Origin of the sequence: Vibrio sp. 10N.247.311.47 (assembly GCF_041467535.1) — a bacterium.
GTDB classification, from domain to species: Bacteria; Pseudomonadota; Gammaproteobacteria; order Enterobacterales; family Vibrionaceae; genus Vibrio; species Vibrio crassostreae_C.
Window position 1 is genome coordinate 96,382 of record NZ_JBFSUR010000003.1, and the last position, 21,530, is coordinate 117,911.

Genomic DNA, 21,530 nt, shown 5'->3' on the forward strand with positions numbered 1-21,530 from the left:
TCCTAAGAAGCCGTTGCTTGAGTTAACGATTTATCACTGTTTCGTTTAGCTGTGCGTGCCCACTCACGAGTACCGTTTGCCGCAATAAACATTAAGATTGCGTATTGAACAGACATTGCGTACACACCCTGCGTCGCATAAATACCAACGCTGATAATGTTAATCACAATCCACAGTATCCAGTTTTCAACATACTTACGTGTCATAAGAACTTGAGCAACAATAGATAGAATGGTCATCGTGGCATCCCAGAATGGGAACGCATCCGGTTCAAGCACTGGCTCCGCTAAATCCGCACCAAATAGATTCAAGCTATCTACCGCGATGTTTGCTAGCGCAAAAAAGAATGGGTCGATGTACATAGTTAACAAAGCAATAGAAATCGCACACGCTACGGCCGTTGCTACTAGTTTATTTTGGCTCAACCAACGAACTTCTAGCGTTTCACCTTGCTCATTAGGACGTGTCCATGCGTACCAACCGTAAATGTTGGCACAGAAGAAGAACAATTGAAGAAGTAGCAGTCCGTATAACTGAATTTGGAAAAAGATAACCGCAAATAAGGTGACATTCAGCAATCCGAACAGGTAGTTAATAGTTTTTTCTTGGCTTGCAAACCAAATACACAACAGACCAAACACGGTGCCGAATGCTTCAATCCAGCTCATTGCGTAGCCATCCCCTATTGGGATATTGACTAAAGTATTGTTGATATCAAGTAGAGCGAATAGGTCCATAGATGTGTCCTTTATTATTTGTTTTAGTGGCACCTATTTTATTGCGCCTCTCCAAATAAAAAGGAGGACATTTGTCCCCCCTAGAATGCATGCGGTCATAAATCAGAATATTAAATCCGGAAAATCAATTTCACGGGAAGATGTCATAGCCCTCCCACAGTCTCGAACTCGAAACTCCAGCACCAGAACAGCCCCCTTCCAAAAACGAAATTTTAGCTTACTGGCTTAACGCCGATATCGCATTGACGGTTACGTTTGAGAAGCGCATGATTTTATCTTGAGCAGAATCGTTGTCTGGCGTGTTAACCGTGTAATCGCCCCAAAACTCGTTCTGTGCAACGTACTCAATTGAATGGCAGGTCACATGAATAAAGTAATTATGTTAATAATGGGGCTGCTTTTTACCAGTCGATTGTTTGCCAGTATTGTTCCTCATGTTGGTCAACTTGAGCATGATGCGCCTATTCTCCTTCGCTCGGCATTGATTGTAGGGGTTGCGGCTTACGCAGTTTGGAGTGCATTTAAATACTTAAAAAAGATCAAGGCCTCAGATTCAGATCAACTGTAACGGCGAAAGTCCAAAAGCTTTTGAATAAGCCTCTAATTTCGATTACTGATCTGCGAAATAATCGACCAAGATTTTACGCCACTTTCGTGACTCACGAATCTTCAACAGGGCGCGGTTAATCTCTTCTTCGTACACGTTATTTTCAGTGATTATGAAACCGTAGTTGGACTTTTATAACTGATAAAACAACACCGCTATACCAAGCTTAAGTTTGATAGCTAGAAACTGACATAAACTGGCTTTGTGCCGACGAACATAACTTTCCGCACTGAGTAATTTGGCTTTCTAGGAAGTAGATATTACGTCTACTTTTGACCCACTGGGCACGAACTTCCAGTTCTTGACCAATCAAAATCGGATGGTGAAAACGAGAGGTTAAACTCACCGTCATCGCCTTGATATCATTCTGAAATAGACAATGTAGCATCGCGCTGTCATGCAGTGTGGTGACAATGCCGCCCTGCATCATGCCATCGTAGCCCTCAGCTTTATCTGTTGGTACAATCTTGGCTCTGGTTTTATATTTAGCTACTGCCTCATGCTTAGTTAAAGTGTCATGCTCGCCAATAGCTTCAAAACAAATGGCGCTGTCGTTGAAAAAACCTTGGCTGCACACTTGGCAACGCCGATGATTGTGTGGAAAGAAAACCTTCATACTTACCTTTACCCATAGATTGCTAGAGATTGATATGGCTCGACCAAAAAAACATCGCCAGTTGTGTACCCGTACGGCTTACTCTTGTTTTAAGCCCAATGGTGTTCCTATGGACGAGCTTCATAAAGAAGAATTGCTATTGGAAGAGCTCGAAGCCTTGCGCTTGGCTGATCAAGAAGGCCTGAGCCAGCTTGAAGCCGCTGAACAAATGCAGGTGTCTCGCCAAACGTTCGGCAACATTATCAAGCGTGCACGAGCTAAAGTCGCCAAGTGCATCGTCAATGGTCACGCGTTGGTGATTCAAAGTAGTTAATTAACGTGTTAGCCAGAAGTTATTTAACTCAGTGAGCGAGAACTCTGATGCTTACTTCGATACTTAGCTTGATGGCTCAGTAATCTGATACAGCTTTTTGCTTTGCCCTTCACACACATCCTTGCAATTGCATTCACGCTCAATATCTAACTGCGCCAATCCTCCACAGCTGCCTTTGATTGGCTTGCGCGAAAAAATCACGCCTATCGCCATCAATGTAACGACTCCGACAAACCCCAATAGCGTCAACAAAAAGGTCATTGTCGGAACCCTCGAATAGCAGCCAGCTGATTAGGCTGTACCATTAGAATCGAAGCTTGTTTTTTGTGCCCGTTTTCGCCGCACGTTTTATTGCCACACCCACTATTTCTCGGCTCGCGACCATAATCGAGATCGGTCACTTCCCGTAGATTGTCGAAATCCAAAGCCCCGATTTCTGCCTTACCTGTCGATGCCAAGACTCGAATATCGTTATTGAACAAGTGCGCCAGCATCTTCTTACCAATATAACGAACCACCACAGATTTCACATCGTAAGAACGGAGAACCGAAATCCATTGCTTCTTTTTATTGCAAGAGGTGTCGGAGTCAATCAAACGAACAATCTGTTTTATCTGTCGTTGTTCATCGACAATCGCGATCTGTGGGGAACGAGCAAAGTGGTTGCCAACATGAAGGTCGCGACAAGGTACTGCGTATAACATAGTAACTTCCTGTTATTGATGATCAGGAGTTCAGCATACGCCCCATTATTGGCATATGCCAATAACTATCATGTGAAAAATAAGATTTACTGGATCGATAACTAAGATCACAAGCACCCAAACTTACCGTCATCTTCAGCCTATCTCAGTTACCTTTCAAATAACCATATATACTAGGGGGTAGTATTTTTACTGGGGGTATTTTTTGCGTTGTTAATGCCTGTTATCAAGAGCCAAGCTCAAACCCATTACAAAAAGGCCTCGCACAACCGAGAGCTTAATCGACTATTCAACGTCACACACTAGTCTGAATAATGTCGAATTAGGGACCAATCAAAGATGTTTATAGGAAAAATAGGTTGGATTGAAAATCAAGAATTGCAGTCGGCTTCAATGTAAACAAGCTTATAATTTGAAGTGAACAACGCATCGAGTTGTTATGATATAACATCACACTAAATTACCATCATTTCTCATGAAACAGCCATTTATTCTAATCGATGTCATCAATCGCCTCTCCACACGCTATGTAAGCCGTTTCTCGACATGCTTTCGCTCTCTCAAGGGCTTGACTGTTGGCCTAGCATTATTGTGTTTTGCGCCAAATCTATATGCCCACCCTCACTCTTGGATAGAGATGAAAACTCATATTGAGGGAGAGAATGGCATGATCACCGGTCTCTCTATGGAGTGGTCTTTTGATGCAATGACCTCGATGTACATGTTGGATGGAGAAGACGTCTCTGCCGATACAGAAACTGAAACATTCAAAAAGCTCGCTGCGTCTGTAATCGAAAACATGATGTACGAGCACTACTTCACGTACTTTTATGATGGTGAAGAGCCCATCAAATATCAGGTGGTTGAGAACGCAAAGTTTGAGCGTGATAAAGCCAAGATGGTTCTAACATTTGACCTACCACTTTCTAAACCTAAGCCTGTGACACGAAACTCGCTTCGCGTATTGATTTTTGACCCTAGTTACTTTGTCGACATGTCGTGGCTATCCAACAGCGACGTGACATTGTCACCTGAACTAGCAAGACAATGCCATTTAGAATTAATCGAGCCTAACCCGACGCCAGAGCAAATGAGTTATGCAATGTCTTTACCTGTCGATGCAGATCCAGATAACACGCTAGGCCAACTGTTTACACAATCGGTTGAGCTTCATTGTGCGGCGGTTCCCGCTTCTTAGTCGCAGTGATTCGTTTCAGCCTTTAAGTCAGCGTCTAGCTGATTAAGCATGGCAACTAATTAACAGAAAGATTTCAGATATAGGTTCTTGTTAAATGAAGAAAAATCAATCCAAAATCAATCACTACCTCATTGGTGCTGGCGCGTTCGTGCTTATTGCTATTGGTGCGTATCAACTGTGGTCCATGTGGCCATCGTTAGTTATCTCTAGCATTCAATGGCAAAGAGAAGTCAATTCAGAACTTGCAGACCTGCTCTATGAAGCTAAATCCAACCCTTGGGGCGCAGGCAGTTACCTTATCGGGTTCAGCTTTATCTATGGCATGCTTCATTCTTTGGGGCCTGGGCACGGCAAAGTTATCGTGTCGACTTACTTAGCGACTCACCCAACCAAAGCCAAGGCGAGTTTAGTGCTTACGGTCGTCTCCGCTTTTTTACAAGCATTGGTCGCAATCTTACTAGTAAGCGTGTTGCTGTGGGGCTTTAGTGCTTCCATGCGAGTAGTGAATGATAAAGCGAATATGTTTGTTTCATTAAGCTTTGCCTTAGTCGCGGTCGTCGGCGCGCTTATATGTTGGAAGGCTTTGAAAAACATCTACACCGCTATGCGTAAGCCTAAGCTGAAAGTGAAAGCCATCACTACACTCGCAACAGACACAGCTGCGACAATTTCAGCGCGTTCGCCAATGGCACTTCGTTCATCAATATCAGCCCCTTCTCCGATAATCGACGCTACTAGCACAATGCAAGCCGCAGCTAACACTCATGCAGATCATTCTCATGCCGACTGTGGGTGCGGCCACCAGCATGTTGCCGATGCAGACGCAATTAACAAAGCCTCAACGCTCCGAGAATATGCGGGAATCATCGTGACGATTGGCGTGAGACCATGTACTGGCGCGATTATGGTTCTGATTTTCGCAAACATGGTTGGCTTATATTGGATGGGGGTTGTCAGTGCCTTTGCAATGGCGATTGGTACTGCTTTCACAACCTCGACGATTGCTATAATGACACTAACAGGCAAGAACTTGGTAAAACGCTATTTGGCTGCAGGTAGCAAGAGTAACAGTGCGACACTGAAAGCCGCAGGTCATTATTTACAGCTATTCGGTGGTGTTTTACTTGTCTTAATTGGCTTGTTGCTAATGAGTGGACAAGACAGCGGTATGTCGCCTGTTTTCACTATGTAGCGAACGATGTAATAACAAACCTCAGTTTATTGCGACCTTTACCATTTTTACTAAAAAACACTAGCCCTTATCTCTCAAATCTGAATTAACAGCCACATAATTTCTACTAACCTAACTTTGCACAGCCAGTTAGGTTAGTAGTCAGCCATTCAGAACAGCGCGCTCTATGTAGTTCTGTAACAAACCTACATCCAACTTTGATTTTCCTATTCTTAGCTACTCTTTCATAAACTAACTTAGATTGTTCTAACAATATTAGAGCACTATCCCCCTCCTTTTGAAAATAAGGACATAACTTCCGCAATCCAGAAACTACGATCGCACTCTTCCTATTTTGAAAAAAATAGAGCAGCAGTTTTATCAATTGAGTAACAAGCCGAAATTATACCCAATAAATTTCACATCAAACTCCAAGCCTTTACCTTACAACTACAGATAGAGCTTTCTTCAACCAAATTCTTGGATAACCTATACTCAAAGGTAAACAAATGAAACTATACATTCCGAGCGCCACGCTCAGTGTTTTGTTACTTTCTCCGAGTTTCGCGAGTGCCGAAGATATACCTGATTCACACGAATTGCGTAATTTCTCGATGCGTTCACAAAGCTCTGGGATAGCCCCACCGCAAGAAGTACTCGGCGTTTATGTTGTCAATTCTGGTCCTGGTCTGGATACCGGTTGTACCTATGCTTCTGGCGGACCTCTACTTATCTCTTTACCTGTTCCTATGGTTGTCAGCCCCAACGTTTTACAAAGTGACGGGAGAATTGCCCCAAGTAAACTGGGCGATATGCAGCAAAAAGGCGTTCTCGGTTCTAACGCAAGGATTAGCATGCCGGTCTTCGACATAGACTCCAATGCCAACGTCAGTAATATTGCTCCAGAAATAGATGTCGTATCTTTTAACGGAAAATCTTTAGGTACGCTGCAAGGCTCTGATAACCGCTGGACGGATACTAACCTTCAAGTCGATATCAGTGATATCAAGTTCGGCCAAAACAATGAGATTCGCGTCGATATTGATACTGGCAATACGGGAGACAACTGGTGTATGTCTGTCGATTGGGTCTCAATCGAGTTTGATGTTGCCATTCCTGTGATTCTTGCTCATGGCATTGCTGCACAATCAGACACTTGGGATGATGATACGGCTCCAGGCGTGCTTTCTACACTTGATGACTATGGCATTCGTTATACTCGTTTCTCTGCTGACAAAAATGGAACCACAGCGACTAACGCTAATATCTTGAACAACAAAATTCAGGGTTTTCTCGATGAGTTGAAATCCGACAAAGTTCACGTCATTGCACACAGTAAAGGCGGGCTAGATACCCAAAACCTCAAAGCACTTAGCCCTTCCTTTGAGATAACCTCCCTTTCTACTTTCTCCACACCTCACCTTGGTAGCGTCGCAGCAGATTTGTCGGTGATAAAAATGGACCACTACGCCGATATCTACAGTAACGTCAGTACCGATCCAAATAATTACGCTGGCAAGTACATGCAACTCCCAAATATTCCGTTTGCGGGTCCTAAAATGCCTGGTATCCGTGATCTAACAACGGATACAGCATCAAACGCGATCCAAATGCGTACTCGCGGCAATATTGCAAATACATTTTCTATTGGGGCAAATGCCGATCTCAACCAAGACGGTGTTATTGAGAAAGATCCTGATATCGTTGGCCTATTCCCATGGGGATCGCGTTGGGCAGGCGTTACCGCTTGGCAGGCGCTAAGAAGCTTTAGTTCTGCGGCCTACCTCGATACTCAAACTCAACCGGTCACAATGCCAAGTGTGCATGGACCACAAGCTCATCCAATCACCATAGTCAGTTACCAAGCCATTCAAACAGTACCGCAAGAAAATGATGTTGTTGTGACCTTGGCAAGCGCTAACCCAAGTTATACCAATGCATTGGGTAACGTATTGGCTAACCACTCAACAATGAAAACGGGACAAAACGTTGAACGTTTTCTACAACAAATTATTTCAATGCGCTAAGGAGTGGCCACAATGAAATTCATCAAGCAATTAGTGATGGTGTTCAGTCTTTTCTGTACCTTCATCACACCGGCTATCGCCAGTAATGCAATACCCGTTGGGATGAGTACAAGCACGACACTATCTCAACCAGTGACTAGTAACGATAACGAAGTCACAATGCTATTTACCATCGACAAAGCGGAAGCCCTAAAAGCAGAAATCATCGTGCCGTTGGATGATGCAACCGTATATTTAGTCAAGCCTAACGGGCAAGTCGCAACATCATCCAATGATGTGCAAGCGAACATACTTTCAGGTGACACACAAAGTCCGCCGCTACCGGGCAGCTATTTATTTTTGCCTGAAGTAACTAACCCTGAACCTGGCGAATGGAAGATCGTCGTTGATTTTCCAAACCCAAGTTACAACACAGTAATTATTGCTCAGGTTGCGATCCAATCCCCTATTGCGTTTGGCATGGCGATAGCTGCAAACCAATTTGTGGTCGGTGAACCAGTTCCCGTTTCTGCATTACTGACAAACAAAGGGAATCCAATCACAGGTGCCCAAACCAGCGCAGTGATCATTGATGAAGCTGGAATAAAAACACGCCTGACGCTTAAAGATGAGGGTGTCAATTTCGATGCTATTGCTAAAGATGGTGTCTACAGCAATATTTTCGTTCCACCCGCTGAAGGGGATTATCTAATTGAAGGCATAACGTCTTTTGAAGAATATGGAACAACTATCACTCGCCAGACAAGTAAAAAAATCCACGTACTACCCTCTGACATTGAATTTGTCAGCCTCTCACTCGCTCCAATGTTTTCCTCTGAAGGCTGTGTTATTGCCTTAGAGCAGCGCTTGGAACTTGATGTTAAATCCGCGGGGGATTTTGCCATTCATGGTTACCTCACCGATGGAATTGACGAGCTCAACACAAGCAAACGTCTGCAACTCAAACCTGCGAAGCAAATCGTCACTCTACAGTACTCAACTGAAGATATTTTTGGCGCGTTTGATTCAGCGTCTACTTTGACCTCCAACCCGACGATCATCTACGCAATCACTCAAGATGACATACGAATTTCAGCCCCTCGAATTCAGTTTGAAGAATTTATTGATTTAGCATCTTTTGAGCGTTGCCGCGAACCGATTGAAGTCACGGGGAGTTTAGTCACCACACCGACTATGTCGCAAGATGGAACCTACATTGATTCGCTGAGTTTTGAGTTTCCTATCCATGTTACGCGCAGTGGAACTTACACAGGTTCGGTAAATATCGTTGGTGCAGCCGGAGAGTATTTAGAGCTAGTGAGTTTCCAAGAACCGCTTGAGGCTGGCGAAAACACCATCAAGTTTACCGTTCCTGGTGACACGTTTAAGCAAGCCGATGGTCCTTATGAACTGAACGCACTGCTAATCTACAGTGGCGTTGACTCCTATCGACAAGGAGTTCTCGGTCAAACTCCACCATACCAAGCCTCTGATTTCAGTCCGCCAGTGAATGTGACCCTCCCCTCTAACCTATTCGGTTTGGAAAGAGAAAACTGGCAAGCAACCCCGGCAACACATGTCACGCAACATCGTGTCGGTGGTTACTTAAGAGCGGGGGCTTCAATCCCATACGACTACGAAACACTAGCGAGTTTTGACTTAAGTGAGGTTCGAGGGAAAATTAAACAGGCAACGCTTATTGTTGATTTCGGAGATTCAACTCTTCAATTTCCATTCAACAATGTAACTGCGCATATCGTTAATCAAACTTGGTCTCCAAACACACTGGATTACGACACGTTCTGTGAGTCTTTTACAATATGTGCAGCATGGAGTAATCCACTCACTACATTCAACAACGTAGAAGCAGGTCAAACGCTTAGGTTTACCAACTCTAAACTATTAGAAGCATTAAATGAGAAGAGAGTGTCTGAGTTGAACAAACTAGATATTGCTCTTACCTCTTCTCCCTATGAAAGAAGTTTCTTCATTAACGTTAAGCAGGTGTCATTATTCATCGAGTACTGATCCTAAAACAGAAATAGAATAAGGCCATGCCCAAGGTATCGCTTTGGGCATGGCCTCTCAGAGTGAACAGTGATGAACTTTGCAAGCTTCATATGTTTATTCTGTTAGAGCAGACTATGCCAGCCCCTCAACAGTAGTGATAAAGCACGCTAATCACTATAGACTCCATCAACCAACAAAATGAGATCGAAGTTTTATCCAAAAAGGCCAGTAGTCCCAACAACCGGGTGACTCCACAGATCTATCCATCCCATCACCAAATTTTTAGGTGACTTTAAAGATGCCCCTACACTAGTCTGATAGCTAAAGTTAGAATAGACCCGTTAAGTATCATCGATTTACAAAACAGAGCCAAAATATCTAAATAAAAACAGTGAGAAGCGATACAATAATCAAGTTGCAAAATTGCAGCGTGGGACACCTGCCCACTGACAGCCCATTCACAGAGAACCATAAAGTAGCCTCACATGTCTAAAGAACCCGGTTTCACTACAGAATACAAACTCGACAAGACGTTTTTCGCGGAGTGTTATGATCAAACTAGCCTTCCGACTCAATTTCCAAAAGCCTACTTAAAAGGAATACTGTTTCTTATTTTTGGTGTGGTTCTACTGGAGTTTGAACTATTACCTAACGGCTATGTTGGCTGGTTCTTTATCGTTTTGAGTGTGATTGAAGCATTCAGTGTGTACTGCAAAAGAACCTGGTGGTTATGGCGACAAAAGATCAGCTCAGGCGCAGGCAGCAAAATTGTCTTTCAAGGTGACGCTAACGGAGTAAGTTACAAAAACCACAAAGCGACCAACACCATCGCGTGGAGTGACATCGACCAACTTGAGCAGACCGATCTTGGTTTTATCCTGCATATCGGTAAACAGCGCCAATATGTGAGTAAATCTTGTTTAAACGATGAAGCTATTGCCTTCATGATTGAACACCACGCCGCATCAAAAGCGAAATAACACCAATAAATGCCTGCTGATTTAGCAGGCATAATCGAGAAAGCTAAATACGGAACATTGTTATATAGCGTATGTGAGCGCTTATTTGCCGATATGCATGCAGGTTACACTTTAACTAGGGGCAATTTCCTTCTCGAAATTGCCCCTTCCATCGATTGCCCCTATTCATGAAAACCCTTGTTCATGTGCATCCCCCCCCCTGTTGCAGGGCGCGAGCACACTTTGTTCAATTTATAACCCAAAGAAGACTCGTGCCCGATAATCATCGTTCCAAGCAGCCTTCTTCAACTTCACTTTTTGGCTTGGTGCACCACATTCGCATTGCTTCAGCATGTGACAACCAGAGTCAAAGAAATTGATGAACTTTCCGAAGCCATGATGGAAATCATGGCTGAGATTCAATTGCACGAAAAACAACAAGAAGAATTCATCGAAGCGTTTATTCGCCTTATTGCTCAAGCGATCGATGATAAGTCACCGTACACAGCAGGACACTGTAATCGCGTTCCAGAAATTGGCATGATGCTGGCAAGTGCAGCTGAGAAATGCCAAAGCGGTAAGTTCAAAGACTTTGCTTTCCAAAATGATGCCGAACGAAGAGAGTTTCGTATTGCTGCCTGGTTGCATGACTGCGGAAAAATTACGACGCCAGAACATATTGTTGATAAGGGCACTAAACTTGAAGCGAACTACAACCGAATCAATGAAATTCGAACTCGGTTTGAAGTCCTACGGAGAGATGCAGAAATCGATTACTTAAACGTGTTATTGCATAGTGAGGTAAGTAAGGATAAAGCAAATGCCGAGTTTAAAGAAAAAGTACGCCAGTTGAACGATGACTTTGAGTTCCTTGCCAAGGCTAACATCGGTGGTGAATTCATGAGTGAAGATAAAGTTGCTCGAATTAAGCAAATTGCTGAGAAAACATGGTTACGTTACTTTGACGATCGCTTGGGTATGTCGCCATTTGAAGAAATGAACAAACCCGAACAGGATTCGTCTCTACCAGTCATGGAAAAACTGCTAGAAGATAAACCTGAGCACATCATTAGACGTGTGCGACCCGTCGAATTCGAACCTGAGCATGGCATCCAAATGCAAGTTCCTGAGCATCAATACAACATGGGTGAGGTATACAATCTAACGATTTCACGTGGGACTTTGACACCTGAGGATCGTTTCAAAATCAATGAGCATATGATTAGTGGGATAAGAATGCTTGAAGCTTTGCCATTTCCACCTGAACTGAGCAATGTACCGCGCTATGCTTCCACGCACCATGAAACACTCAAAGGTAACGGTTATCCACGGAAATTGAATGCCGAGGATTTATCGATACCAGAACGTATATTGGTGATTGCAGACATATTTGAAGCGTTAACCGCAGGAGACCGGCCATACAAGAAAGCGAAGCCTGTGAGTATCGCTATCGATATAATGTATCAAATGGCAGTGGATGAGCATTTGGATATGGACTTATTCTTACTGTTCTTGGAGAGCGGAGTGTACCTCGACTACGCGAAGAAATTTATGCCGGAAGCACATGTTGACGAGGTCGACATTCAAAAATATCGATCTGACTAAACCGAAAAGGTGTCTAGTGGCATAGTAAATTTAGCTACCCAATTCAAAGGTGATGTATAATCAGCGCAATACTTAAAGCAGCGACCTGATCCATAAAAAATGAATTGTTTGTCACTTCAGGAAGAGGCATCGCGCCTACGCCAAAGGCGGGAGAACTTATTGAAAAGGCCAGAGAAATCGTAATAGCGATGCAAGCTTTCGCAAGCTCACAACAATACAACCCACTAATAGATGATAAAGTTTTTTCCATCGCGGCTAACGACTATGAAATAGAAACCGTTATAAAACCTATGTTTCATGATTTCCAAAAAGCAGCGCCGATGAGCTCGTTGCACATAGCTCCAGCCAGAACTCAACTTCAGTGGGCTTCATTACTTAGGTCTGGCGATGTAGATCTTGTTTTGTCACCTGAACTAACGAGTAACGAGTCGGATTTAATTCAAACTAAGTTGTTTTCTGACCAAGAGGTCTGTTTTTACAATCCTCAAAAGCAAACACCGCCAACAACGATAGAGCAATATTGTTCCAAACCTCACGCCATCATGTCTTTTGAGCATTCTCACCAAACTGAGATAGACACAATACTTAAAAAACGAGGAGTGAAGAGAAAAATCGTGGCTAGTGCGCCAAGTTTTGGGGCGATAGCGTCTTTAATTAAAGGACCCTAGCCAACGTTAATTGCAGCTTCATTGAGTGGAAAAAGTGCTCAACATCAGTGTTGTCCAAAAAACTACTTTTTCCACTCATATTTGCCTTATGTTATAAGAAATGAATTACCCATATTCTACGAGTTAAAGGCTATTAGGTGATTCATCGATGCATTTTTCTAAGATTTATTCTAGATTGGTTTATGTTATTACTCGAAAACCAAAAGGCCTCGTACATGCGAGGCCTTACGTTTTTCATTTAACGTTTACAGCTAACCTACTTCGCTGACTTCTCTTGTTAGCTTTCCTTACTGACCTAAGTTACTGACTCAGCTCACTGAACTTCGGCAAGCTTTTCACAAACCTCTGGTGTACATCCATATAAGTTTGCATATAGATTTCATCGATATTGTCACTACCCGGGAAGCTGGATGAGAAATCTACGTGGTTGCGGTCAATCGACAATTTAGCCGCCTCGACAATATGAGCAATGAACATTCGAGGATCTTCCAAGCCGATAGAGATACGCATTGTCGTCGGTTTGATACCGGCTTCATTGAGCGCTTCATCACTGAGTTCTGAGTGCGTAGTCAGTGCTGGACACAGCGCCACTGTATTGGTTTGCCCTAAACTTACTTGCATGCCGATAGCGGGCTCAAGCATGTCGAAGAACTGTTTGAAGCCATCTCGATTGATTGGCGCACGGTCGCCATTGCCTTCCATATCGATAGTGAAAAGCGCCGCTGGTAGCCCCAAGTACATGTTGTTCTGGCAGTGTTCATAGTTATCACTATCTGGCAAAGCAGGACACGATACGTTGATGTCAGGGTGAGCATCAAAGATCTTCGCGAGAGTCAGTGTATTAATCGTTTTTTGCACCACTCGCATCTCATACGTTTTCATACCATTGAGCACTTCAAACGCTTTGTCTGCGTCTAGGAATGCGCCCTTAATGTAGTACACATTCCAAAACAGCGTTTCGTTCCATGGAATGGTGACCTCATCGCCGTTGGACTTGGTGAAAGTGACCTCCTCTCCTTTTGGAATAAACATGGTCTCGTTGCGGCCAATCACAACTCCAGCGGTTGTGGTGCCAGAACCCGCCAGTTCTTTGGTGTAGGAGTGAATCACATAATCGGGTCTTTCAGCCACATCGTCGCGTTTTAGTACTGGATGCAGCAATGGAGTCCCCACTGTCGAGTCAACAATTACGTCCCAACCACGAGAGTGACCAGCTTTACTGATACTAGCAACATCCAACACGTATCCATGCGGGTTACACGGTGACTCTAGGTAGACGTAGATTTTCTTACCCGCAGCGATGCGATCTGCGTATTTATGAGCAACCTCATCAAGGCGCGTCGCAAACTCATCACCGGAGTAACCATCCACCCACTCCACCGCGACATTTAGGTTAGACGGTTTCCCAAACCAATCTTCCAACAACTGGTAAGAACCGCCATAGATATTACGTGAAGCCAAGACTATGTCTTCATGTCCAAGTAAATGGCTCAACAATCCATCAATGGCCGCCATACCCGAATTAAAGTTCCATGCGAGGTATTCGTTGGCTCTAGAGCCTGCCTCGATATCAACCATATGGTTAGCCAGTGAAATCGATGTAGGGTTAAGCAGTCGAGAATATATATCGTGCAACGGCTCTTTACCGTTAAACGCATCTTCAATCCATTCTGTACACGCAAACAAATAGGTCGCGGTACGTGTAATCACAGGGCTTGCAGAAAATATAGCAGCGACATTATCGAAAATTGGATACGCACCTTTAGACGCAAAATTACCATTATTGGTGGCAATAGACTGGTAAGTGGCGCGCATTGGGTTTTGCAGATTATCGAGGATCTTAGCGATCTGGAATGACAAAAAACGTTTGGCGTTAAACCAAGCGATTCGGTCACTTTTATCGAGCTCTGAAAGTCCATCAACCGTCAATGCCCAAAGATCGTGAGTCTTGGTATTGGCTTTGTACAGCGTCGTCGCCAGTTCGATAAGCGTGACGCCGTAATCACTGTTTGGATCGATACCGAAGTGCTTTGCTTGCTCAATGGCAAGGGCTTCTGCTTGTTCGTGTTTGGTGGTTTTACGCAGCGGGCTAAGTTGAGTTGAAGTATTCATAATTCCTAAGTCATTCCATGCTTGTTGTTCCTTCTTTAATTTTAGTTTTGGGCAGATGTTAAAAATTGCTATTTGCGAAGTAAGACATACACTTTGAGCAATAATATTGCCAAACTAAATTCAATATTGATGGATTATGCCAATGGACGAGATCGACAAGAAAATACTGGCTGAACTGCAAAACAACGCTCGGCTGTCTAATCAAGAGTTGGCCGATCGAGTAGCACTGTCGCCCTCTCCTTGCTTACGCCGAGTTCGAGCATTAGAGAAACAAGGGATAATTCGTGGTTACCACGCCAGTGTCGACCAAGAAGCGTGTGGCCTGCCAGTCAATGTGTTTGTGTTGGTGAAGCTTGAAAAGCCAACTGAAGAGAATATGCGAGACTTTGAACAACACATTGAAGTGATTGATGAGGTGTTAGAGTGCTTTCTGATGACAGGCAATCACGACTACCTTTTGCATGTGGTCAGTGAATCGCTCAAAAGCTACGAGCAATTTATCCGCAAGCAACTAACCCGCCTACCCAATATAGCTTCTATCGAATCCAGTTTCGCCTTCGGTCAGGTAAAAACAAAGACTAAGCTGCCAGTAAGGTAAATGCGTGACGCAGCTGTTTGGTTTAAGGAGTTCTTGAGGCTGATATGCACTGACAAAGTTTTGCCCAATTTAGAGTTAAAGCCCTCAAAGAACTAAGGCCTCGTAAACGCGAGGCCTTAGTTTTATCCATTAATTTCGTTTCGCTGCTGAGGTTTCACCTTAGCTTCTCTTAGAGATATCGATATACACTAAGATCATCGGCTTTAATTGTCGTGCTTAATTGGCTAATTATCTCAGAAAGAATTTTTCCTGAACCGCAAGCCATAGTCCAACCTAGAGTACCGTGTCCAGTGTTAGTAAAGAGATTCTCAATCGGCGTCTTACCAATGATTGGAGTACCATCAGGAGTCATGGGTCTTAACCCTGTCCAATAATCCGCCTTCGAAAAATCACCGCCGAACGGAAATAGATCCTTTATCACCATATTTATGGTTGCTTTTCGTTTCTCTGGAATCAGAGTGTTGAATCCAGCCAGTTCTGCCGTGCCTGCTACGCGAATTCGGTCATCAAATCGAGTCATTGCGACTTTATACGTCTCATCCATAACGGTTGAGGTTGGTGCCTTATCTGCGTTAATAATAGGAACTGTAAGTGAGTACCCTTTAACTGGATAAACAGGAAGCGACAGGTCTACTTGTTTTAATAAGTCTCTAGAGTAACTGCCGCATGCAACAACGTAGGCATCGGCTTCAAAGTCACCTTTACTTGTGCTAACACTTGTCAAAACGCCTTTATGTTGATTCAGACGATATACCTCTGTATCAAATACAAACTTCACGCCCAAACGCTGTGCTTTTTCAGTGAGCGCAACGCAGAACTGATAGCAGTCTCCGGTTTCATCACCAGGTAAATATAGCCCGCCTACTAGCTTTTCTTTGACATCTGAAAGCCCAGCTTCCACACCTAAGCATTGCTCTACGTTTAGTAACGTATGCTCGATACCGCTCTCTTTCAAAAGAAACATATCCTTCTGAACAGCATCTAGCTGCTTGTTAGATCTAAAAACCTGTAACGTACCTTTTTGGCGTCCTTCGTAAGAAAGGCTTTCTGTCTCTCTCAAATTAGTCAGGCAGTCTCGACTAAAGTTTGCCACCCTTAACATACGAGACTTGTTCTGAACGTATTTCTCTTCGCTGCAGTTGGCGAGCATTTTTGTCACCCATGAGACCAGTTCTGGCGACAATGATGGCTTCACCTTTAAAGGCGCGTGTTCTTGTGTCAGCCATCTCATCGCTTTAAGAGGGATCCCAGGCGCAGCCCATGGTGAGGAATAGCCATAAGAGATCTGCCCTGCATTAGCAAAACTAGTCTCTTTGCCACTCGAACCTTGGCGCTCTATCACAGTAACCGAGTGCCCCTCTTTTGCTAAATACCAAGCACTGGTCAAGCCAATGACACCACTACCAATTACGATAACATCCACAACATCCTCCTCAACTACCACTTAATCCCGTAAACATGCTTGCTAACCTTCTTGAATGTTCCATAAATGCTCAATGGTTAATGGCCTCGTCGCACCATATATAGCTTCGTTACGTCCGGTATAATTCGCCCACATTTGATTACCATAGTCGTAATGCCACCATTCGCTTGGTAAGTTAGTAAACCCTGCTCCTATCATTGCGTTGTACAATAGACGGCGGTTTTGAGTGAGCTCTGTATCCGGAAAACCCTCTAGAGCACACGACCATGAACGCAGGCTATTCTCATCAAATTGAGTCCCCATATCTAACAGACGTCCATCTCTATCACACAGAGTTACGTCCACTGACCCACCGGTTTGATGAGGGCTCGGACAATTTGCATTGGTGCTCGGCGGAGAAACCAATGTTCTAGCGATTAAGCTGAGTTCGGATAAACCCTTGCCCGCATGAACAGGTGCTCTTTTAAGTTGATTAATCAACGTCTCATACAAATACTCCTGAACGTGTATCGGTCTCCACCCATCTAACACCACCAAGCGAATGTTATCTGGCAAACTGCGAGCCACCGAAAGCAACTTCTCGAAGACGCTTTCTCGAACAAAACACTCTTGTACAGCATATTTAACGCCCATCTTGTAGTAAGCCGGATAACATACAAGTTCATCAGAAAGTGATAACGGAACCAAGCGTTCTCCGCACTCATGAATTACAATTTTTTCTAATTCATCCCAAACAGGAATATCTATTTCAGGAATTTCCAAAGCATCTACTTTTCTATCTAACATTAGTTAAGTGCCCCCGGAATAAAAAGAACAAAATCAGGTACTAATATCACTAGGAACAAAATTAATAATGCGTAGAAAATAAATGGAATTATTTCTCTAAACATCACTGCTAGATCGATTTTACTTACCGCACTCGCCACATATAGACACGCGCCCATTGGTGGTGTAATCAGCGCGATAGTAATATTCATTGTGATGACAATACCTAAGTGAACAGGATCAACTCCCGCGTAAGTAGCAATAGGTATAAATACAGGAGTCAACAGCATTAGCGCAGAAACTTCCTCCATTAGCATGCCTACAAAGAATGTAATACCACTCAATACAAACAAAATAATGATTGGGCTATCGATAAAAGGAGTAAGCAAACTCGCAAACGCTGCCGGTACTTGAGCATACCCCAACAGCCATGTAAGCACAGACGACGACGCAATAATAATAAAAATAGCAGTTGTGAGTTTTGCCGCATCTATAATGGCTTTTAGGATACTCGACCACTTCAGGGTGCGTAGGATCAAGCCCACAATCACAGTATATAGAACGATAAGAGCACCAGATTCTGTCGGTGTTACAAAGCCCAATATAATGCTTGATACGATCAGTATTGGCGCGAACACAGCGGGTAAAGCATGCACGATTGCCCTAAACACATGCTTAAAGGTCGGTTTCGTCTGAGAGGACTGCAAGTCGTGCTTTCTCGCATAACGCCAGTTTACAATAAAGAAGATTGCCCCCAGAGCCAGTCCGGGCATTATGCCAGCTAAGAATAGATCCCCAACTGAAGTATTGGTTAACGAGGCATAAATAATCATAAAAATGCTGGGAGGAATAATAGGCCCAATAAGCGAACTGCCCGCGGTTAGGCTTGCAGCAAACCCTGTCGAATAACCTTCTTTTTTCATCGCGGGAACCAATAGAGTACCCAACGCCGATGTATCTGCTACTGCTGAGCCATTTACACCAGCAAAGAACACGCTCGAGATGACGTTAACATATCCAACTCCACCTTTTAAATGACCGACTAACGCCTTAGACAGGTTCATTAATTTTGGGGTTAAACCACTCTCATTGAGCAGGTTACCCGCGAGAATAAACAAGGGAACCGCCATAAGTGAAAAACTGTCAATGCCGCTAAAGAACTGTTGCGGAATAATTCTGAAGGCCAAATCAATGTCTACAAAAAAGAAACCAGCGATAGATGAAATCAAAAGAGAAATAAAAAGTGGCACACCTAAAAATAAATTAACCAAAAATACAATTAATATTATAGTTATCATCGCAAACCTTCCTTCTCTGTTACTACACTTACGATTTTAATTGTTGAGTACATAGTGATAAAAAAGAAACCGATAGGTAATGCGTACAACGGTATAGATTTACTGATACCCAAACCAATCGTTGTAAAATTAGCAATAGAGATCGCATAATTATAACTTGCATACGTCATGAATCCTGCGATAGCAGTTGTAATTAGATGACGATAGATAACCACAATAAATGACAATTTACCTTTAGGTAATTTATCAACTATACTGAGCCTCATATGCTCATTGGTCGTAATTAGTACTCCTGCCATCAACATCACGGATCCAATTAAAAGATAGCGCGCAGCTTCATCAACCCAAATGGGCGAAGAATTAAATATATATCTAGATGAAACACCACCAAGTAACACAACTACATTTACGAACAAACACAATGTAGATAAAGACAATAATATTTTCTTTATATAGCCAAGCATATTAAACCTACAACTTTGCAAGGTATTATTATTGGCGCCAAGAGACGCCAATACTCAAGGTAATTAGCTGTAACGAATTACTTTATATCTTTCATCGCTAGGTCTACCCAGCTCTTATCGATACCTTGAGTTTCTAGCCAGCTGATATAAGACTCTTTTGAAGCATCTCTAAATTGTGCGATTTCCACTTCAGTTGGTTGATAAACATTCATACCGTTTTTGGATAGATAATCAATTCTGCTTTCAACTTGAGACTGAACCGATTCTCTATTTAGATCGTTAGCCTCTTTGACAGCACTGAGTAAGATCTCGCGTTGCTCATCTGTGAGGTTCTTCATCAAATTGTCATTTGCGACTAAGAACTGGTCTGAATATTGTACATTCGCTAAAGTTAGGTACTTTTGAACTTCATTTAAGCTACCCATCATGATGTACATTGGTGGGTTCATTTGACCATCAGCAACACCCATTTTGAGAGCCATATAGACTTCAGTCCATGGTATAGGTGTACCTGACGCACCAAAAGACTCATATAACGCCACTTGGCTCTTATCCATCGCTCTGAACTTTAGACCTTTGAAATCATCTGGTGTACGAATCTCACGCTTATTGTTAGTAAAAGCGAGAAAGCCTCCCTCTTCCACTACGGCAAGAAGATGAGCGTTATTTCTCTGATAAAACTCAGTTTGTACTCTCTTCCAGTAGTCACCTTCATCGAAGAACTTACGTGCAATCTCGAAATCTGTGAACATAAATGGGATAGAGCTGACGAATATTTCGGGGAAAATAGGTGAAATACCACTAAAAGACGCAATGTTCAGGCTAGGTGAGTTAATAACCTGCTCCATGCGCTCTTGCTCTTCACCCAAAATACTATTTGGATATAACTTTAGTTCTATTTCGCCATTCGAATTATTCTCTACGATAGACTTTAGGTTAGAAGCAAATAAATGTACTGCGTTCTTATCAGCATCAGGGGCTCCGTTATAGCTCAAGTTAATAGATTGAGCTTGTGCTAGGCCAGACAACCCAAAAATGCCGACCAAAGCTAGTGCGGATAGTTTAAAAGCTTTTCCTTTACGAATCATATTCATCAAAACCAACTCCATGTTATTTAACATATTAACAACTCAAAGTTCACATTACGGAGTGTGCGTTGACTTAACAATGCATATAGTGTTGATTTATTATCAATTAAGGTGAGTTAGACATGACAAAAGGTAGAATCGTGATTGCTATCTCAGTATCTAGTAAAATCGTATAACGATAAGTTAAAACTTCAAGCAGGAAGCTATTTGTTCCCCCCTACACGCGAGGCCTTAATTGTATCTACAGAGCAACTAACTCGCCTGCCTAATATTGCTTCTATTGAATCCAGCTTCGCCTTCGGTCAGGTAAAAACTAAGACCAAGTTGCCAGTGAGGTAATTAGAAACGACTTAATTTGTCTGTGCTGAAGGCATTGGATAATCATCTCCAATCATACAGATAAGAGCGCCACCAAAAGCTTTTTCGTAACGTATTTTTCCTGTCGCATCTGAGCTTTCTATACTCGAACTGCCGTCCACAATCTTATTAATTTCTTGTGCGACTTTTGTTGGTACCAACCAGATACAAGCTGCAACAGAGCAAGTGGATGATGACGATTCGCAACCTGTCTCGGAGCTTCCTCTTATCCAAAGACTATCCTTTTCCTTAAGCAGTAATTGCGTTGCTATGTAATCTGGGTGGTCGATGTACTGATCGCCACCTATCCATGTATCTTCATAAGGTAGGTACGGCCCTTTCCATGTGGATAAGCCCGGATTTGCAATTAAGTGATTGATGTTTAAGTAGCCGAAGTTCGTATCGGTATCGGAAGCAATAGGAGGCAGAGAGCCATTATCACGAGAATATTGCTCAGCGGCATCCAAAACAGTATTCAGTTGGCCGATTAGAAATTTTGCCTCGTCGACACGGGACATACGGTTCCCGAACTGGTTGTAGATAAAAAAAGCGGCAATGAGCATCAGTAAGCCAAACGTTACAAGTTTCCATTTTTTTATCTGACGCAGAAGTTTCAACATCTATTTTATCTCTCATCAAGAAGGTTCTGATAACGCTAAGGTCGTCCCTATGAGAAAGATTATACCAGAGTAAAATCAAGCGTTTTGCATTGAAACTTACTTGTCCATGTCTGCGGAAAATAAGCCTAGCTCTAATGTGCCCAACTTCGATTTAGAGCCTCCCTAAAAACAAACAATCATCACACCCGACTTCACTGACTTAACCCTCAAA

21 protein-coding genes and 3 pseudogenes are annotated in these 21,530 nt (G+C 43.1%); 11 read left to right on the top strand and 13 right to left on the bottom strand.

Annotated elements, in window-relative coordinates; all coding sequences use genetic code 11:
- Positions 1-2 precede the first annotated feature (2 nt).
- Both pnuC and AB6E51_RS03195 read right to left on the bottom strand, forming a co-directional pair.
- A complete protein-coding gene (gene pnuC / locus AB6E51_RS03190; protein WP_017069647.1) occupies positions 3-737 on the bottom strand; it encodes a nicotinamide riboside transporter PnuC in 735 nt (244 codons plus the stop codon).
- Between the two features lie 217 nt (positions 738-954).
- Positions 955-1,101, bottom strand: a complete 147-nt coding sequence (locus AB6E51_RS03195) for a hypothetical protein (RefSeq protein ID WP_170963347.1) — start codon at positions 1,099-1,101, stop codon at positions 955-957.
- Between AB6E51_RS03195 and AB6E51_RS03200 the strand changes: the two genes are divergently transcribed.
- On the top strand, positions 1,102-1,305 hold the full coding sequence (locus AB6E51_RS03200; protein WP_372058485.1) for a hypothetical protein: 204 nt from the start codon (positions 1,102-1,104) through the stop codon (positions 1,303-1,305). It begins immediately after the preceding gene.
- A 42-nt stretch (positions 1,306-1,347) separates the two neighbouring features.
- Here the strand turns inward: AB6E51_RS03200 and AB6E51_RS03205 are convergent.
- A pseudogene (locus AB6E51_RS03205) lies at positions 1,348-1,476 on the bottom strand (ABC transporter substrate-binding protein); the annotation flags it as partial.
- Positions 1,477-1,510: 34 nt separating this feature from the next.
- Positions 1,511-1,960 (bottom strand): PaaI family thioesterase, encoded by a 450-nt coding sequence (locus AB6E51_RS03210; RefSeq protein WP_372058486.1) that lies wholly within the window; start codon positions 1,958-1,960, stop codon positions 1,511-1,513.
- A gap of 34 nt (positions 1,961-1,994) precedes the next feature.
- Between AB6E51_RS03210 and AB6E51_RS03215 the strand changes: the two genes are divergently transcribed.
- Positions 1,995-2,273, top strand: coding sequence for a DUF134 domain-containing protein (locus tag AB6E51_RS03215; RefSeq protein WP_029235478.1), 279 nt, complete (start codon positions 1,995-1,997; stop codon positions 2,271-2,273).
- A gap of 63 nt (positions 2,274-2,336) precedes the next feature.
- On the opposite strand, the gene nqrM is transcribed toward AB6E51_RS03215, so the two are convergent.
- Together nqrM and AB6E51_RS03225 are read right to left on the bottom strand one after the other, a co-directional pair.
- On the bottom strand, positions 2,337-2,534 hold the full coding sequence (nqrM, locus tag AB6E51_RS03220; RefSeq protein WP_017059103.1) for a (Na+)-NQR maturation NqrM: 198 nt from the start codon (positions 2,532-2,534) through the stop codon (positions 2,337-2,339).
- Complete coding sequence (locus tag AB6E51_RS03225) at positions 2,531-2,977, bottom strand: NifB/NifX family molybdenum-iron cluster-binding protein (RefSeq protein WP_372058488.1); 447 nt, start codon at positions 2,975-2,977, stop codon at positions 2,531-2,533. The genes nqrM and AB6E51_RS03225 overlap by 4 nt, the downstream gene beginning before the upstream one ends.
- 475 nt (positions 2,978-3,452) lie before the next feature.
- Between AB6E51_RS03225 and AB6E51_RS03230 the strand changes: the two genes are divergently transcribed.
- From AB6E51_RS03230 to AB6E51_RS03260, 7 genes and pseudogenes are all read left to right on the top strand, one after another.
- A complete protein-coding gene (locus AB6E51_RS03230; RefSeq protein ID WP_029235926.1) occupies positions 3,453-4,175 on the top strand; it encodes a DUF1007 family protein in 723 nt (240 codons plus the stop codon).
- A gap of 94 nt (positions 4,176-4,269) precedes the next feature.
- A complete protein-coding gene (locus tag AB6E51_RS03235) occupies positions 4,270-5,367 on the top strand; it encodes a nickel/cobalt transporter (RefSeq protein WP_372058489.1) in 1,098 nt (365 codons plus the stop codon).
- A 488-nt stretch (positions 5,368-5,855) separates the two neighbouring features.
- Entirely contained in the window at positions 5,856-7,373 is a 1,518-nt protein-coding gene (locus AB6E51_RS03240) for an esterase/lipase family protein (protein ID WP_372058490.1), read from the top strand.
- 12 nt (positions 7,374-7,385) lie between these two features.
- On the top strand, positions 7,386-9,380 hold the full coding sequence (locus AB6E51_RS03245) for a choice-of-anchor X domain-containing protein (protein WP_372058492.1): 1,995 nt from the start codon (positions 7,386-7,388) through the stop codon (positions 9,378-9,380).
- A gap of 467 nt (positions 9,381-9,847) precedes the next feature.
- The gene (locus AB6E51_RS03250; RefSeq protein WP_017059097.1) at positions 9,848-10,342 is read left to right on the top strand and encodes a YcxB family protein; all 495 of its coding nucleotides are present in this window, start codon (positions 9,848-9,850) and stop codon (positions 10,340-10,342) included.
- A gap of 315 nt (positions 10,343-10,657) precedes the next feature.
- Positions 10,658-11,926, top strand: a pseudogene (locus AB6E51_RS03255) (HD-GYP domain-containing protein); the annotation flags it as partial.
- Positions 11,927-12,030: 104 nt separating this feature from the next.
- Complete coding sequence (locus AB6E51_RS03260) at positions 12,031-12,594, top strand: LysR substrate-binding domain-containing protein (protein ID WP_372058494.1); 564 nt, start codon at positions 12,031-12,033, stop codon at positions 12,592-12,594.
- A 300-nt stretch (positions 12,595-12,894) separates the two neighbouring features.
- Here AB6E51_RS03260 and AB6E51_RS03265 read toward each other — a convergent pair whose 3' ends face one another.
- Positions 12,895-14,706: a PLP-dependent transferase gene (locus AB6E51_RS03265; RefSeq protein ID WP_372058496.1), complete on the bottom strand. Its 1,812-nt coding sequence runs from the start codon at positions 14,704-14,706 to the stop codon at positions 12,895-12,897.
- A 142-nt stretch (positions 14,707-14,848) separates the two neighbouring features.
- On the opposite strand from AB6E51_RS03265, the gene AB6E51_RS03270 reads away from it, so the two are divergent.
- On the top strand, positions 14,849-15,304 hold the full coding sequence (locus AB6E51_RS03270; RefSeq protein ID WP_017059083.1) for an Lrp/AsnC family transcriptional regulator: 456 nt from the start codon (positions 14,849-14,851) through the stop codon (positions 15,302-15,304).
- A 169-nt stretch (positions 15,305-15,473) separates the two neighbouring features.
- Here AB6E51_RS03270 and AB6E51_RS03275 read toward each other — a convergent pair whose 3' ends face one another.
- The 5 genes from AB6E51_RS03275 to dctP all read right to left on the bottom strand — a co-directional run bounded on the left by AB6E51_RS03275 (position 15,474) and on the right by dctP (position 20,348).
- On the bottom strand, positions 15,474-16,727 hold the full coding sequence (locus AB6E51_RS03275; protein ID WP_017059082.1) for a D-amino acid dehydrogenase: 1,254 nt from the start codon (positions 16,725-16,727) through the stop codon (positions 15,474-15,476).
- Positions 16,728-16,769: 42 nt separating this feature from the next.
- Positions 16,770-17,513, bottom strand: coding sequence for a M15 family metallopeptidase (locus tag AB6E51_RS03280; RefSeq protein ID WP_017059081.1), 744 nt, complete (start codon positions 17,511-17,513; stop codon positions 16,770-16,772).
- Positions 17,513-18,790, bottom strand: a complete 1,278-nt coding sequence (locus tag AB6E51_RS03285; protein WP_017059080.1) for a TRAP transporter large permease — start codon at positions 18,788-18,790, stop codon at positions 17,513-17,515. The genes AB6E51_RS03280 and AB6E51_RS03285 overlap by 1 nt, the downstream gene beginning before the upstream one ends.
- On the bottom strand, positions 18,787-19,254 hold the full coding sequence (locus tag AB6E51_RS03290; protein WP_080582201.1) for a TRAP transporter small permease: 468 nt from the start codon (positions 19,252-19,254) through the stop codon (positions 18,787-18,789). Before AB6E51_RS03290 ends, AB6E51_RS03285 begins: the two co-directional genes overlap by 4 nt.
- Positions 19,255-19,331: 77 nt before the next feature.
- Positions 19,332-20,348 carry a TRAP transporter substrate-binding protein DctP gene (dctP, locus tag AB6E51_RS03295; RefSeq protein WP_017059078.1) on the bottom strand — a complete coding sequence of 339 codons (1,017 nt, stop codon included), beginning with the start codon at positions 20,346-20,348 and terminating at the stop codon, positions 19,332-19,334.
- A gap of 240 nt (positions 20,349-20,588) precedes the next feature.
- Between dctP and AB6E51_RS03300 the strand changes: the two are divergent.
- Positions 20,589-20,681: pseudogene (locus AB6E51_RS03300) on the top strand (Lrp/AsnC family transcriptional regulator); the annotation flags it as partial.
- Between the two features lie 11 nt (positions 20,682-20,692).
- Here the strand turns inward: AB6E51_RS03300 and AB6E51_RS03305 are convergent.
- Positions 20,693-21,319: a hypothetical protein gene (locus AB6E51_RS03305; protein WP_017065460.1), complete on the bottom strand. Its 627-nt coding sequence runs from the start codon at positions 21,317-21,319 to the stop codon at positions 20,693-20,695.
- Positions 21,320-21,530: the final 211 nt, after the last annotated feature.

Bases quoted from the DNA above. Each gene is read 5' to 3' on its own strand.
- AB6E51_RS03290 (WP_080582201.1), bottom strand. From the start codon at position 19,254: ATGCTTGGCTATATAAAGAAAATATTATTGTCTTTATCTACATTGTGT.
- AB6E51_RS03225 (WP_372058488.1), bottom strand. From the start codon at position 2,977: ATGTTATACGCAGTACCTTGTCGCGACCTTCATGTTGGCAACCACTTT.
- AB6E51_RS03230 (WP_029235926.1), top strand. From the start codon at position 3,453: ATGAAACAGCCATTTATTCTAATCGATGTCATCAATCGCCTCTCCACA.
- AB6E51_RS03245 (WP_372058492.1), top strand. From the start codon at position 7,386: ATGAAATTCATCAAGCAATTAGTGATGGTGTTCAGTCTTTTCTGTACC.
- AB6E51_RS03250 (WP_017059097.1), top strand. From the start codon at position 9,848: ATGTCTAAAGAACCCGGTTTCACTACAGAATACAAACTCGACAAGACG.
- AB6E51_RS03210 (WP_372058486.1), bottom strand. From the start codon at position 1,960: ATGAAGGTTTTCTTTCCACACAATCATCGGCGTTGCCAAGTGTGCAGC.
- AB6E51_RS03270 (WP_017059083.1), top strand. From the start codon at position 14,849: ATGGACGAGATCGACAAGAAAATACTGGCTGAACTGCAAAACAACGCT.
- AB6E51_RS03240 (WP_372058490.1), top strand. From the start codon at position 5,856: ATGAAACTATACATTCCGAGCGCCACGCTCAGTGTTTTGTTACTTTCT.
- AB6E51_RS03285 (WP_017059080.1), bottom strand. From the start codon at position 18,790: ATGATAACTATAATATTAATTGTATTTTTGGTTAATTTATTTTTAGGT.
- AB6E51_RS03305 (WP_017065460.1), bottom strand. From the start codon at position 21,319: ATGTTGAAACTTCTGCGTCAGATAAAAAAATGGAAACTTGTAACGTTT.
- pnuC (WP_017069647.1), bottom strand. From the start codon at position 737: ATGGACCTATTCGCTCTACTTGATATCAACAATACTTTAGTCAATATC.
- AB6E51_RS03235 (WP_372058489.1), top strand. From the start codon at position 4,270: ATGAAGAAAAATCAATCCAAAATCAATCACTACCTCATTGGTGCTGGC.
- dctP (WP_017059078.1), bottom strand. From the start codon at position 20,348: ATGAATATGATTCGTAAAGGAAAAGCTTTTAAACTATCCGCACTAGCT.
- AB6E51_RS03265 (WP_372058496.1), bottom strand. From the start codon at position 14,706: ATGAATACTTCAACTCAACTTAGCCCGCTGCGTAAAACCACCAAACAC.
- AB6E51_RS03200 (WP_372058485.1), top strand. From the start codon at position 1,102: ATGAATAAAGTAATTATGTTAATAATGGGGCTGCTTTTTACCAGTCGA.
- AB6E51_RS03215 (WP_029235478.1), top strand. From the start codon at position 1,995: ATGGCTCGACCAAAAAAACATCGCCAGTTGTGTACCCGTACGGCTTAC.
- AB6E51_RS03280 (WP_017059081.1), bottom strand. From the start codon at position 17,513: ATGTTAGATAGAAAAGTAGATGCTTTGGAAATTCCTGAAATAGATATT.
- nqrM (WP_017059103.1), bottom strand. From the start codon at position 2,534: ATGACCTTTTTGTTGACGCTATTGGGGTTTGTCGGAGTCGTTACATTG.